This is a genomic window from Fulvivirga sedimenti (assembly GCF_020328055.1).
Genome location: NZ_JAIXNE010000001.1, coordinates 647,548 through 661,472 on the forward strand (window position 1 = coordinate 647,548; position 13,925 = coordinate 661,472).

Sequence of the window (13,925 nt, forward strand, 5' to 3'; positions counted from 1 at the left end):
ATGAGTACACTCTTTGAGCTCATCGGTAATACACCGTTGATAGAACTTCAGCATATACCCGTTAAAAAAAACGTTTCTATATATGGTAAGCTGGAAGGCAATAATCCCGGCGGAAGTGTGAAGGACCGGGCTGCCTATGGCATGATCAAGGGAGCCCTGGACCGCGGGGAGATCAAACGGGGCGACCGACTTGTGGAAGCGACCAGCGGCAACACGGGCATCGCACTGGCGATGATCGCCCAGACTATGGGATTGAAGATGACGCTGCTGATGCCTGAAAAGGCCACCCGGGAACGCATCCTGGCGATGAAAGCCTACGGTGCGGAAGTGATTCTCACCCCGGGCGACAAGACCATTGAATATTCGCGCGAGGTGGCAGAGAAGATGGCAGAGGAAGATGGCTATTTCATGCTCAACCAGTTCGCCAATCCCGATAATTATGGAATGCATTATAAGACCACCGGACCGGAGATCTGGCGGGATACCCATGGAAAGGTGACGCATTTCGTTTCTGCCATGGGAACCACCGGAACGATCATGGGTGTGTCAAGGTATCTTAAGGAACAGAATCCCGCCGTTCAGATCGTGGGAACGCAGCCCACCGAAGGGTCCAGTATCCCCGGAATACGGCGTTGGTCTCCGGAATTCCTTCCGAAAATATTTGAACCCGAACGGGTCGACCGTATCATTGATGTTAGTGAGGACGAAGCCACCCGAATGGCCAGGAGACTGGCGCGGGAAGAAGGTGTACTCTCTGGAATGAGCAGCGGCGGTGCACTGACCGCCGCTTTAAAACTTGCTGATGAGCTCGATGAGGGCACGATCGTCTTTATCGTTTGCGACAGGGGCGACCGGTACCTCAGCTCAGATCTTTTCGACTGATTATTTTTCAGCCAGTGGTTGCCAGATGGAATCATCCACCTCCATACCCTGCTGGGCCATGGCCATCTTCAGGAACTGGTTGAAATCCATTCCGCTCTGCTGGATGATCTGGTTCAGCTGGCCTTCACTCATGTTTTCCAGTGAGCTCATGTCAATCTTCCAGTCGGAACCCTCCTGAACAAAATTGATGCTCATCGGCAGTGCCTGTCCGTTCGCTGTAACCTGGCCCTGGGCCGTGTTATCATCCACGCTCATTACATCACCGATACCGAGCATTTGGATCTGCTGGCTATTCTGCTTGTTGTTGTCGATGTTGTAACGGAAGAAGCTTTCTCCGTCCATTCCAATGAGGTCTTCCTTGGGGATTCTTACGCGGGTTCCGAGTACGCCTATTTTCTGAATTAACGGTAAGGCTGCTACCTTGGCGCTATCGGCATACAGGACCATGTCGAGCATGTTTGAATAATACTCCATGGATGACGCAGAGGTCAGTGCCAGAACAGCATCGGTATTACCCTCAACCATGGCTGCTTTAAAGGAATCAAATGTCGCTTTTACTTCTTCCTCCTGAGCGAAGAGAACTGCCGGAAATAAAAACAACAGGGATAGTACTAACTTTTTCATATGTTTCTTTTTTGTGTCCTGCTGCAAGTTTCATTCCAGACAGGTGTGTGTGTTTAATTTATTGTTGTGGAATTTGTTCAAATTTTACTGCGGGACCATCCTTGAATGCCTTTCGGGGCTTCAGATTCAGCACCTGGAACATCTCCTTATCCTGAACCACTTCAGGGTTGGGAGTTGTGAGTAATTTATCACCTGCGAATATGGAGTTTGCCCCCGCCATGAAGCAAAGTGCCTGTTCTTCCAGGTTCATTCGCACGCGACCTGCCGACAGGCGCACCATGGCTTTCGGCATGATGATACGGGCGGTGGCGATCATACGCACCATTTCCCAGACGCTCACACGGGGTTGTTTTTCCAGGGGCGTACCTTCTACAGGAACCAGTGCATTCACCGGAACGGATTCCGGATGCTCGGGCAATGTGGCAAGCGTATGCAGCATGCCGATCCTGTCGGAATGACCCTCTCCCATACCGATTATCCCGCCTGAGCATACGGAGATTTCCGCATTGCGAACATTCTCCAGGGTATCCAGCCGGTCGTCATAGGTTCGTGTGGAGATAATTTCCTCATAATGCTCCTCGCTGGTATCCAGGTTATGGTTGTAGGCATACAAGCCGGCATCTTTCAGCTTTTTCGCCTGTTCGTCGGTAAGCATGCCCAACGTACAGCATACTTCCATGCCCAGTGAGGAAACACCGCGCACCATGTCCAGCACCCGGTCGAAGTCGCGGTTGTCCCGTACTTCACGCCAGGCAGCACCCATACAAAAGCGTGTACTGCCGGATTCCCTGGCCTCAAGGGCTTTCTGGATCACCTCTTCGGTGGGAAGAAGCTTGTGGACTTTTACATCGGTATGATATCGGGCGGCCTGAGGGCAGTACGCGCAGTCTTCCGGACAGCCGCCGGTCTTGACCGACAGCAGCGTGCATACCTGCACTTCTCCTGACTCGTGATATTGCCGGTGAACAGTTGCGGCGCGATACATCAGATCAAGAACAGGACTGTTATAGATCTCTGCGATCTCCTCCCTTGACCAGTCGTTTCTAAGTTCATTCATACCAGCAAATTAGCAGGAAAGGCTCAATTGAACCAACGTATTTCTAATGAATTTCAATTTTATATGGCAAACGCGCCTGAACACCCGTCAGCGTTTCCATTTTCTTCAATTCACGCACTACGGGGTACAGCGCTCCTAATTCCTTTTGCATGACTTCCGCCTGCGCATCCTCCGTACCCATCAGAATTTCAAAGAAAGTTTTCTGTGGCGGATAGAAACGAAGCCTGTAGTCATCGGCAACACCTGCCTTTTCTGCGGCGAGCGTAACTGCCGTATTAAAATCACCAAGTATATCGACCAGGCCATTTTGCAGGGCCTGCTCCCCGGTCCATACCCGCCCGGAAGCAATGGCGCGGATAGCCTCCTCGCTCATGCCGCGGCCTTCCGCCGCTTTTCGAATGAAAGTATCGTAGTTTTTATTGACTTCCGACTGGATAATGGCCCTTTCATTGGGCGTCACCGGCCGGTCTGAGGTATATAGATCGGAATACACGCCTGTGGACACACCATCCACGGTGAGACCGAGTTTATCATTCATCAGCTCCTGTATATTGAACAGGATGGAAAAGATGCCTATGGATCCGGTAATGGTGTTGGGTTGCGCGACGATGGTATCGCACGCCATGGCGATGTAATAACCTCCGGAGGCGGCGTAATCCGACATCGAGGCAATCACGGGTTTCACCTCAGCGGTGAGCTTAACCTCACGCCAGATCGCGTCGGATGCCAGGTAGCTTCCGCCCGGAGAGTTCACCCTGAGTACAACGGCTTTGATAGCATCATTTTCCCGAAGTTCACGGATGGTTTTTACAAACTGATCCGACCCAATCACATCCCAGTTGCCGGGTCCGCCCACAATATCCCCGGATGCAATTACCACCCCTATCCGGCTCTTTCCGGTTCCGAAGGTAGCATAGCTGTTTTGATAATCGCTGTAGGAAACAAGGTTCAGCTTTTCCACGCCGAGGGTTTCGGTAAGTCTGGTGCGAACTTCATCGGAATACGCAAGTTTATCCACCAGTCCCATGGCCAGCGCATCCTGCGGATTATGAACGAGCATGCTGTCGTTCATGGTACGCACCCGGTCAGGAGAAAGGTTCCGGGATTCGGCAACGGATGAAAGCATATGATTATTGAGGCTGGCAAGCAGTTGCTTCATCTGAAGTTCATTTTCCTCGCTCATGTCTTCACGGATAAAGGGCTCCACGGCACTCTTGAAGTCGCCTACACGGAAAATCTGGGGTTCAATGCCCACTTTGTCGAACATACCTTTCAAAAAGAGAATATTGGCACTAAGTCCGTTGAATTCCAGCGATCCCTCCGGATGGAGCATGACCTCGTCGGCCACCGAGGCCAGGTAGTAACCGCCTTCACCATAGTTTTCAGCATATGCTTTCACGAATTTGCCCGACGATTTAAATTCAGCGAGCATCATCCTCACTTCTTCGAGGCTGGCCATTCCGGCCATAAAGCCGTCCATATCCAGCAGAACTCCTTTGATCTTGTCATCAGTGGCCGCATGGTCCAGTGCTTCGCGCAATTCCTGGAGTCCGATCGACGATGAAGGACCTGGAGCAAACCCGAATTCCTCGAACGGGTTTTCCATTTCCCGTTCGGTTACAGGTTTGGTAAACTTCAGGTGAAGTACGGAATTTTCTTTTACCTCGGTAAGTTGTTCACTGTTCACAATGGATCCGATCAGAAAGAGGATGCCCAGTGAAAACAGGATCAATGCCAGCAAACTGGCGAGTAAATTTCGAAGGAATTTCATATATAAGCCTAACTTGAAGTATACAAAAGTAACGTTTCATCAATCGTTTGTTCTTACATTTATCCAATATTATGACAGACGGAATATTTCTACTTTTAGGCTGCAATATCGGTGATCGAATTCAACGTTTCAGGGAGGCGGAAGAGCAACTTGCCCTGCGGCAGGTATACGTTCTTCAGCGTTCATCAATGTACGAAACAGCGGCCTGGGGACCAATACCGCAGGATGATTTTCTGAATTGCGTGGTGCAGGTGCGCACCAAGCATCCGCCGCTGGAACTACTGGATATCATCCTGGAAACGGAAGAGGCCATGGGTCGGAAGAGAACTGAAAAATGGGGACCCCGACTGATTGATATTGATATCCTCTACTACAATGATGAGGTGATACGAACTGATGCGCTGAGCCTTCCCCACCCTTTTATTGCCGAGCGCCGGTTCACGCTTGAGCCACTGGCTGAAATCGCCGGGGATTTCATTCATCCGGTGTTAAAAAAGGATCAGCGGACCCTGCTGGCTGAATGCCCGGATCCGCTGGAAGTAAAAAGGATCTGATTTTCTGTGGTTATTCTACCGTAGCGATACATTCAATTTCAACCTTTGCCCCCATGGCAAGTCCGGTTGTGGCGAATGCGCTCCGGGCGGGTTTATGTTTTGGGAAAAATTTAACATACGCACTGCTCATTCTTGCCCAGTCGTCGATATCTGCCAGCATGCAGGTACACTTGATCACATTCTCCATGGAAGAACCATTGGCTTCGAGGATTTTCTGAATATTGAGCATGGTTTGGGTGGTCTCGGGAATGATACCCCCTTTGATGACTTCCCCGTTTTCCAGTTCACCGATCTGACCGGAGACGAATAACAGGTCGCCATAACGTACAGCCTGTGAAAAGGGCAGGTTCCGGCTGGCATGCTGATCGGTCTGGATAAAGACAGCCTCCGGCTTCTGAGTCTCGACACAGCCGGCCGCAAGAAAAATTACTGACAGTAAAATATATTTCATGGGTTATAATTTATTTGTAAACTTCAAGATAAAACCTGGAGATGAATATATCATGATAAATACAAATAAGGGAATGGTTTTGCAGCCAAAGCTTAGGTATGGGGACATATACTTCTGCATGCTAAACATGCCGGATCAAATGAGCAGGGGGCAATAGCAGTATTACCTTATAAATCTTTTTATCCGGAGCGCATACACTCCGGAAATGTTTTCATCAACGCCGGTTTTTGTTAAATTCACCAGCTAACCCCCTCAATATGAAAAAATTATTCCCTTTGTTATTTTTAACCGTTGTTGTTATCGGATGTAATACACCCACCCCTCAGGACAGTTCAATCGCCGACAACATCGACTCGCTGATGAATTTCTCCTATGAAAATGGCCTGTTCAACGGAAACATACTGGTTGCTCAGAATGACAAGATCGTTTACAGAAACGCCTTTGGATATGCTGATTTTGATAAGAACGAGCAGTTGAATCCTGAATCTTCCTTTTATTTAGCATCGGTTTCAAAACAGTTTACCGCCATGGCCATCATGATTCTGAAAGAAAGAGGCCAACTGTCCTATGAGGATAAACTTTCTGATTATTTTCCTGATTTTCCTGATTACGCAAATAGGATTACGATCAGACACATGTTGACGCATACGTCGGGAATCCCTGACTATTTCAGACTAGGTGCCTACGAACCTGGTGTAAAAAATGATGACGTTTATAAGGTTCTTATCGAACAGGAAGAATTAGACTTTGAACCCGGAACCCAATATTCCTACAGTAATGGCGGTTATGTTATGCTCTCTATGATCGCAGAAAAGGCCAGCGGGGAACCGTTTCACGAGTTTATGAAAACGAATGTTTTTACTCCGTTAGAAATGAATCAATCCCTCGTTTATGATCTGTCGGAACCCGCGGTTAATAACAGGGCTGTCGGGTACAATGCAGCCGGAGAATTGGATGACTATGACATTTTTACAACAGGAGATGGCGGTATCTATTCCAACCTCGACGATTTATTTAAATGGGACCAGGGGTTAAGAGACTACAAACTGGTTTCCATGGAAACGATGAATGAAGCGTTTCAGCCTTATATTCTCACTTCCGGAGATACATCGAACTATGGATTTGGCTGGGGAATCAATCAAAAGAAACATTTTGTGCAACATTCCGGGGGATTATCCGGGTACAGAACCTACATCAGGCGGTACCTGGATACGGGTAATGCGTTCATACTGTTGACAAATAAGGGTAATTCGTTCGCAATGCAGGAGATCAATACCGCGCTGGATAATATTCTGGCGAAACAAGAGTTCGAACTACCCGAAATTCCCCTGGCCATCCAGATTTCCGCACTCATTGAAAGTGAAGGAATTGACAAGGCGGTCGAAGAAACGAAGAATCGTTATGCCCAGCAACCCGATAGAAATGAATACGACGAGGAAGGCATTAATACGTTAGGATATACCTACCTCCGGGGTGATGACATTCAAACTGCTTTAAAATTATTCAAACTAAATACTGAATTAAGGCCTAATTCAGGTAATGCCTATGATAGTTATGCAGAAGGGCTATTAGTGAGCGGGGACACCACCGGATCAATTGAGAATTATAAAGTTTCGGTGACAATGAATCCAAATAATCAAAATGGTATCGACGTGTTGGAATCATTAGGTGTTGATACAAGTAATTTACTTCCTGAAATCGAACTTTCTGAAGAACAACTTAATGAATTTGTCGGCAGTTACGAATTGGAAGCTGACTTCATTTTACAGATTCTGAGAGAAGGCGATCAACTATTTATTCATCCAAGCGGACAAAACAAAAGTGAGCTGTTTGCTTCCTCAGAATCCAAATTTTACAGTAAGATCGTTGATGCACAGATCACCTTCAATAAGGATGCATCCGGCAAGGTTGTGAGCCTCACACTACACCAGGGAGGGGATTATGAGGCGCCGAGGATGAGTGAGTGACGATAACGTTTCAAACTTTAGTAAATGGGGCTAATTGAAAGTAAAAATAATGTAAGGATGAAAAACATCCCAACAGAACAGAAGCAGCTAAAGAGGGTGAAAGGCTCTGAGCAGGCAAGCCTGACGGCATGGTTCTCACTTCGTTGGCTGTAATTCAAATTAAAAATAGAGAATTATGAGAACAACATTATTACTAGGATTTATTGCAGTACTTACATTTTCGTGCCAAAACAATGATCAAAAGTCTCAGGAAATAGATCGAAAACAAATTGAAAATGAGTTGAAAGCATCAATCGAATCAAGATTTTTTGCATGGCAGGAAAATGATTATGATACCTATCTGGCAGGATATCATGTCGATTGGAAGCGTTGGGGAATGCGAGAGGATGTATTAAATACCTATTCTGATATGCGTGGGTTTTGGGATAATATGAAAGCCAATGAGGAGTCGCAGGAGATGGAAATTAATTTAGTAGATTTTCACCTAATTGGTGACGGTAATGCAGCGTTAGTTCATTATACGGCTACAGAAACTTTTAAATGGATTGGACCTGAGAACCAAAGAGGCTGGAAGACAGGTGATATATACAAAGGGATTATGCGTTGGAGTGACGTAATGGTTAAAGAAGATGGGAAGTGGTTATGCATTGGTGGCCATAGAGACCTGAGCCAACCAGCAGCTCAGCTTATCAAATTAAATTGAGAAACTGCCGCCAACGATGCATATAGGCAAATTGTAGCTTCATTATAGCCAACCATTAACCAATGATAAAATTCTTTAGAAGAATCAGAAAAACCCTATTCTCCGAAAACACGCCTGGCGGACCGTCAGGTAAATTCGGTAAATATCTCCTTTACGCTATCGGTGAAATTGCACTTGTGATGATAGGGATTCTTTTGGCATTACAAGTCAACAATTGGAACGAGCAAAGAAAAGCAGACAAGGCAGAGAGCAAGGCATTGGTAGCCCTGAAGAATGAATTTGAACTAAATATTGAAAGATTAGAATTCATATGTGCAGAGCGCGATTCCGCTCAGGAAGACAGGAGAGCGCACTATGATATCATTGCTAATGATACGATCCCAATAGAAACAAAGGTCAGATCAAACGTAAAGGGGTATTTTGGAGGTCGCTGGGCTATTCAGAATACAGTTCTTAATGGGTTGGTAAACTCTGGTGCAATTGATAATATAAAAAACGATTCATTAAAAACACTCCTTACCTTATGGCCAAACATGGTCCAAAGATGGATTGCCGCGGAAGATAAATACAATTCCCTGAAAGAACGGATGCAGGATTATGAAAGAACCCGATTACGGCAAGGAATACCAAATCGATTAAACGACAAAAGGGGGTACACTTTTAAGGACTCCTGGGAGCAATATTATTCACGGAAGGCATTCATCGTAAACGATTTGGAATACCAAAACTTCGTGGCATCGGATATTGAAATGTTGTATCAGCAGTCTATAATTTGTAATAGAATTATGCAGAATTACAACCAAATTATTACTGCCCTGAATTCTGAAATTCAGAATAGAAAAATCAAATAAATCCAGTGCCGGGAATATTAAAAAAAGGAGCAAATGGATATTCGAAAAATAATGAGGACCAGCAGGTCTTTACTAATCATAAAATTGACGATTGGAATTATTTTCGCTGCTTCTGGTCAAATAAAAAATGACGAGGATATTTTTTATGTGCTAAATGTCTCGGGCGCGGATTTATATGAAAATTCATCATTAGATTCCAGGATAATGGGAAAACTAAAAGTCGGAGAAATGATTGTCGCAAGTGAAATTTTAAGGACCAGGCATTCGAAGAAAATAGGTGAAGAATTTTACCTGGATGGTTATTTTATTAAAATAAGGAATGAGGATTCTTATAAATATGTATTCAGTGCAGACCTGACTAAATTCAAACCAGTAATGAGAGATGTATATAAAGGAATATTGATTCCAGATATAAATGGCGAAAAGATTAACGACCGGATTGTAAAAAGAACTGAAAAATACGGTGACGCAGTTTATGAGTTAGAAGACATAATAACCGAATACGAGAATGTAACATATACCTACACCGCCTTTGATGGTTGCTTTGACCATATTTATGCGTATCGGAATTTAACACTAAGTGAAGTTTATCACCTATTAACCATTCATCATCTGAACATTAATGAAACCGAATTAGAAATACTTTTTCCTAGATTTATTGAAAAACGTGGAAATGAATACCTTTTTCAAGGTGAAGGGGCAACTGAAGACTTAAAACTAACGGAAAATGAGGATGGCTCGCTTAGCATATCGTCTTACGATTGTACTTAAATAAAAGTCAGCTGAAAAATAAGCCTGATCATGAAAGATGAAACAATACAGACACTTCATCCTGTCGCCGGAAAAACAAATAAGCGCATTTCGCTGAAGAAGTACGAAATAATTAAGGAAAACATTCTTTCTATCCTGGCTGAATCTGAACCGACCCATACTGAGCTTATGGAAGAGTTGTATTCACGTATTAAAGACACCTTTGAGGGAGGAGTTCAGTGGTACGGCGAAACTGTTAAACTTGACCTGGAAGCCAGAAAAATAATTGAGCGTACTGAAAAAAAGCCAGAAAGGTACAGAATAATAAAAACGTGATGAATTTAGAAGATATAGTACTGATCAGTGAACTGATCGCTTCCATAGCGGTAGTGATCACTTTGGTTTATCTGGCGAAACAGGTAAGGCAGAATACGCGCGTGAACAGGGCGGCCGCCCGCCATTCCCTATCGGAATTCGCACTGGAATTAACAAAATTCAGGGCAGAACACGCCGACCGATGGGTAAAAGTAAACGAGCAAAATGATTTAAGTCCGGGTGATATAGAATTCAGAAAGTGGAATCATATGATGCTGTTGCTGCATGCGGAAACCTATTTTCATCAGCATAAATTAGATCTTATGCCCGACACTCATTGGAATAACTACACAAAATTTGTCATCGCCGGGTTAGACTCACCCGGTTTTGAGGATTACTGGAATGAAGTGGGATTCGCTTTTTCGGAAGATTTCTCCCTATGGCTGAACAAGGTATTTGAAGAACACAACATCAAGAAATGACGATTGTAAACATCGTCAATAATTTAGTTGCCTGATCAAACGGCCATTTCGGTTTTATATGAATTCACGTTGGAAAACCCACACCTCTCAGGTTGGCGTTTGTTAAATAATTCATTCAAAAATGAAAGAAGAATATATCCAGACACTTCATCCTATCGCAGGCAAAACAAATAAGCGCATATCGCTGAAGAAGTACGAAATAATTAAGGAAAACATTCTTTCCATCCTGGCTGAATCTGAACCGACCCATACCGAGCTTATGGAAGAGCTGTATTCACGGGTTAAAGACACCTTTGACGGAGGGGTCCAGTGGTATGGTGAAACCGTTAAACTTGACCTGGAAGCCAGAACGATTATTGAGCGGACAAAGACAAAACCTGAAAAATATAAATTAATTAAACCAGCACATCGCTAGGAGACTAAAAACAATGCATTACAACAGCTGTAATTCAGCGCCTTGATTGCTATGGATTTTATGACGAATTTGACCATTCCGAGTTAAAATCCACAGCATTATGAAAAGAGGTATTATCTGTTCGACCGTTCTGGTTTTGTCCGTTCTTCTTTGCACCTTCTCAAGCAGAGTTTTTTCGCAAAATAAGTCTGACTTATCACTTAAAGAATCGTTTAATTATGGAAAGTCGGTAGCCGTTTTCGGTGGCTCCGTTTCGGTGATCCCCCCAAGCGACAGTGCAAAGATCTTATGGGAGAAATACCTGGGAATGACCATCACAAATTACGGGGTTCCCGGCGCGGGATTCTCTTCATTGCAAGGGAAATCTCTTCAGCAACAGGTTGATGAAGCAGGCGTGTTTGATATTTATATCCTATGGGCATCAACCAATGATTATACCAATAAGAGGGAGATAGGATCTTACACAGATTATACTGAATTTGACGGTTACGACGAGGAAAAACTGATTACCCAGGCAGGGGGAATTAACTATTGTATAAAAAAAATATACGAAATTAATCCCCGTGCTACCATCTATTTCTTTACATCAAGTAAAGCATTCAACGACAGGGGCGCATATGATCCTTTTTATGATTATGGGATGGTTGAATATGTAGAAATGCAAAAGATGATCTGTGAACTTCACGGCATACCATTTCTTGATCAGTTTACATTAGGAGGCTATAACATATTCAATAAGGATTTATATTACAGGGACCCTATTCATATGAATGCGCTGGGCTACAAAAAGTTGGGTGAATTACAGGTGTCATTCTTAGCTTTTCCATAGAAACTTGAAATACTATTCGATTAAAACCTCAACAAACAGAATCAGGCATGGCTCACAATTTCATCAATGAATAACCCTAAGAACCCCACCCTTAAGCGCACTTTAGGTCTTTCTTCGCTCATAGCGATTTGCGTTGGAGTAGTTGTTGGTCAGGGTCCTTTAATTACGATTTTGCCGGGTGTAGGAATAAATCCTTCCGGATTTCTTGTTGCCATACTTATCGCTTTCGTGCTTGCGCTTGGGTACGTTTTTACATTTACTGAACTCGCCCTGATGATGCCTAAGGCCGGAGGAATCAGCACCTACACCGAAGTTGCGATAGGTCATCTGCCCGCTATCGTGATAACGATTACGGGCTATCTGGGCATTGCTGTTTTTGCGGGGGCAGCAGATCTCTTCCTGCTGGATTACGTTATGGATGCGCTTTATCCGGACACATTTGGCCGCTTCGGACTCTGGGTTTACATAGCCATTATTGTCTTAAATATCCTGGGCATAGAAGTATTTGCAACCGTTCAAAACCTGCTGGCATTCATAATGCTGGCTGCATTAGTTGTTATCGGTATTGCCGGAATAAGCAGTTCAGAGACTCAGGATATTCCGTTTAATGAGATGCTGGCTGGCTTTGCATCATTGGACTGGAGTATACTTTCGCTGACAGTCCTTGCTGTTTGGGCATTTGTGGGAATGGAATTTGTTTGTCCGTTGGTTGAGGAAACAAAACAACCCGAACGGAACCTGCCCAGGGCGATGATTATTTCTTGCTTCATCCTGTTATTCGTTTACGGATCGATTGCCCTGGCTGGCTACCACAAAGTTCCGGGCAATGAATTGGTGGAATCTTCCATTCCTCACTGGCTCCTGGTTAAATCCATTTTCGGGGAAAATGCCAGGTTACTGATGGCTATTCTTGCCATTACGGCCGCTGCAACCTGTTTTAGTACCGGAATAGCCTCCATCTCGCGAATGATGTATGGTATGGCGAAAAACAATCAATTACCTTCGGTATTTAAGCTCGTTCATCCCAAATTCAAAACCCCCTGGTTTGGTATCATTTTCCAGTGCAGCCTGGCATTGGCCGTATATCTGATTTTTCAGGACTCACAGAATGTGGTTATCCTGTTGATGATATCCTGCTCCGCCATTTTTCTCATGATATACATTATGGCTCACGTTGACCTGATTATTTTAAGAAAAAAATATCCGGATTTCCCTCGCCCCTATCGATCACCCTTATTTCCTATATTTCAAATACTTGGCATCATTGGAATGATCTACCTGCTCATTAACAATTCACCTTCTCCCGAAATGACCAGAAGTGTGTATCTGAATGCCGGTTTGTTCACCGGGGTCACAACAGTATTTGCGGTGCTATGGATTAAATACAGGATGAAGAAGCCCTATTTTAAAGGGGAGTCCATTGAGAAAATATTATAATTCGAAAATATAAGAGGAGCCAGTCGGCAGACAGGCCTCAAAGCCTAAAATATGATAAAATTTTTCAGACGAATACGCCAAAATCTGCTTATGGAAAATAAAAAAGGAAGTGCCGACTGGCCGGGTGGCCTGCCTGCCGGCAAGGCAGGTAGGTATTTGAAATATGCCATTGGAGAAATTATTCTCGTAGTGATTGGCATTCTGATTGCCCTTCAGATCAATACCTGGAATCAAAACAGGATCGACAGAAACGAAGAGAAAGAAATTATTGCAAAACTTCATAAAGACTTCAAAGAGAATAAAATGATCATTCAGGGCTTCATTCAAACCAACAAAGATGAAATGAATGCCCAAATGGTACTGATGGATTTGATCGGAGCATCCGGCGAGGAACTGTCAAAATACAATTTAGACAGTTTATTCTATGTTTCTTTTGGAGCTAATGAACTGGCTTTTGCCGACAATACCCTTAAAAACATCATGCAAAGTGGCCAATTAACGCTACTTAAAAATGAAGAAATCAATGTGCTGTTGTATAAATGGAATGTATTATCGGAGATCAGGAAAATCAGAATGGAGAAGTTGGATACATGGGTTAATGACAAGTTCATCCCGTATTTATTGTCCAAAATATCATTTAAGCAAATGGATGTGGCCGACAATTTACCATGGAGCGGCAAGTCCAAAGTTAAACCCGAGTATTATCCGTTATTCCAGGAAGTGGAGTTTGAAAATTTTTTAGACAATAATCTGTGGTTTCATCAGCAAATACTGGAAAGGTGTGATGAAACAGAGATGCTGATCGATGAAATTATTAATGCCACAAAATAAATCGAC

General features: G+C 44.1%; 16 protein-coding genes. 12 read left to right on the top strand and 4 right to left on the bottom strand.

Annotated features, from left to right (window positions below; genetic code table 11):
- On the top strand, positions 1-882 hold the full coding sequence (gene cysM / locus LDX50_RS02930; RefSeq protein WP_225696912.1) for a cysteine synthase CysM: 882 nt from the start codon (positions 1-3) through the stop codon (positions 880-882).
- Here the strand turns inward: cysM and LDX50_RS02935 are convergent, their stop codons facing one another.
- From LDX50_RS02935 to sppA, 3 genes are read right to left on the bottom strand one after another with little or no spacing between them, the layout of a single operon-like run.
- Entirely contained in the window at positions 883-1,506 is a 624-nt protein-coding gene (locus LDX50_RS02935) for a hypothetical protein (protein WP_225696913.1), read from the bottom strand. It lies immediately after the preceding gene.
- 58 nt (positions 1,507-1,564) lie between these two features.
- Entirely contained in the window at positions 1,565-2,563 is a 999-nt protein-coding gene (gene bioB, locus LDX50_RS02940) for a biotin synthase BioB (protein WP_225696914.1), read from the bottom strand.
- A gap of 43 nt (positions 2,564-2,606) precedes the next feature.
- Positions 2,607-4,334, bottom strand: a complete 1,728-nt coding sequence (sppA, locus tag LDX50_RS02945; RefSeq protein ID WP_225696915.1) for a signal peptide peptidase SppA — start codon at positions 4,332-4,334, stop codon at positions 2,607-2,609.
- Positions 4,335-4,405: 71 nt separating this feature from the next.
- Here sppA and folK point away from each other — a divergent pair, with 71 nt between their 5' ends.
- Positions 4,406-4,888 carry a 2-amino-4-hydroxy-6-hydroxymethyldihydropteridine diphosphokinase gene (gene folK, locus LDX50_RS02950; protein WP_225696916.1) on the top strand — a complete coding sequence of 161 codons (483 nt, stop codon included), beginning with the start codon at positions 4,406-4,408 and terminating at the stop codon, positions 4,886-4,888.
- A 10-nt stretch (positions 4,889-4,898) separates the two neighbouring features.
- On the opposite strand, the gene LDX50_RS02955 is transcribed toward folK, so the two are convergent.
- A complete protein-coding gene (locus tag LDX50_RS02955; RefSeq protein ID WP_225696917.1) occupies positions 4,899-5,339 on the bottom strand; it encodes a RidA family protein in 441 nt (146 codons plus the stop codon).
- A 257-nt stretch (positions 5,340-5,596) separates the two neighbouring features.
- On the opposite strand from LDX50_RS02955, the gene LDX50_RS02960 reads away from it, so the two are divergent.
- From LDX50_RS02960 to LDX50_RS03005, 10 genes are all read left to right on the top strand, one after another.
- Complete coding sequence (locus tag LDX50_RS02960; protein WP_225696918.1) at positions 5,597-7,306, top strand: serine hydrolase; 1,710 nt, start codon at positions 5,597-5,599, stop codon at positions 7,304-7,306.
- A 175-nt stretch (positions 7,307-7,481) separates the two neighbouring features.
- Positions 7,482-8,009, top strand: coding sequence for a YybH family protein (locus tag LDX50_RS02965; RefSeq protein ID WP_225696919.1), 528 nt, complete (start codon positions 7,482-7,484; stop codon positions 8,007-8,009).
- A 62-nt stretch (positions 8,010-8,071) separates the two neighbouring features.
- On the top strand, positions 8,072-8,860 hold the full coding sequence (locus tag LDX50_RS02970; protein WP_225696920.1) for a DUF6090 family protein: 789 nt from the start codon (positions 8,072-8,074) through the stop codon (positions 8,858-8,860).
- Positions 8,861-8,893: 33 nt separating this feature from the next.
- Complete coding sequence (locus LDX50_RS02975; protein WP_225696921.1) at positions 8,894-9,631, top strand: hypothetical protein; 738 nt, start codon at positions 8,894-8,896, stop codon at positions 9,629-9,631.
- A 30-nt stretch (positions 9,632-9,661) separates the two neighbouring features.
- Entirely contained in the window at positions 9,662-9,946 is a 285-nt protein-coding gene (locus tag LDX50_RS02980) for a DUF6958 family protein (RefSeq protein WP_225696922.1), read from the top strand.
- Positions 9,946-10,407, top strand: coding sequence for a hypothetical protein (locus tag LDX50_RS02985; RefSeq protein ID WP_225696923.1), 462 nt, complete (start codon positions 9,946-9,948; stop codon positions 10,405-10,407). The genes LDX50_RS02980 and LDX50_RS02985 overlap by 1 nt, the downstream gene beginning before the upstream one ends.
- 121 nt (positions 10,408-10,528) lie before the next feature.
- Positions 10,529-10,822: a DUF6958 family protein gene (locus tag LDX50_RS02990; protein ID WP_225696924.1), complete on the top strand. Its 294-nt coding sequence runs from the start codon at positions 10,529-10,531 to the stop codon at positions 10,820-10,822.
- A 100-nt stretch (positions 10,823-10,922) separates the two neighbouring features.
- On the top strand, positions 10,923-11,651 hold the full coding sequence (locus LDX50_RS02995) for an SGNH/GDSL hydrolase family protein (protein ID WP_225696925.1): 729 nt from the start codon (positions 10,923-10,925) through the stop codon (positions 11,649-11,651).
- Between the two features lie 66 nt (positions 11,652-11,717).
- On the top strand, positions 11,718-13,088 hold the full coding sequence (locus tag LDX50_RS03000; protein ID WP_225696926.1) for an APC family permease: 1,371 nt from the start codon (positions 11,718-11,720) through the stop codon (positions 13,086-13,088).
- Between the two features lie 90 nt (positions 13,089-13,178).
- A complete protein-coding gene (locus LDX50_RS03005; RefSeq protein ID WP_225696927.1) occupies positions 13,179-13,919 on the top strand; it encodes a DUF6090 family protein in 741 nt (246 codons plus the stop codon).
- Positions 13,920-13,925 lie beyond the last annotated feature (6 nt).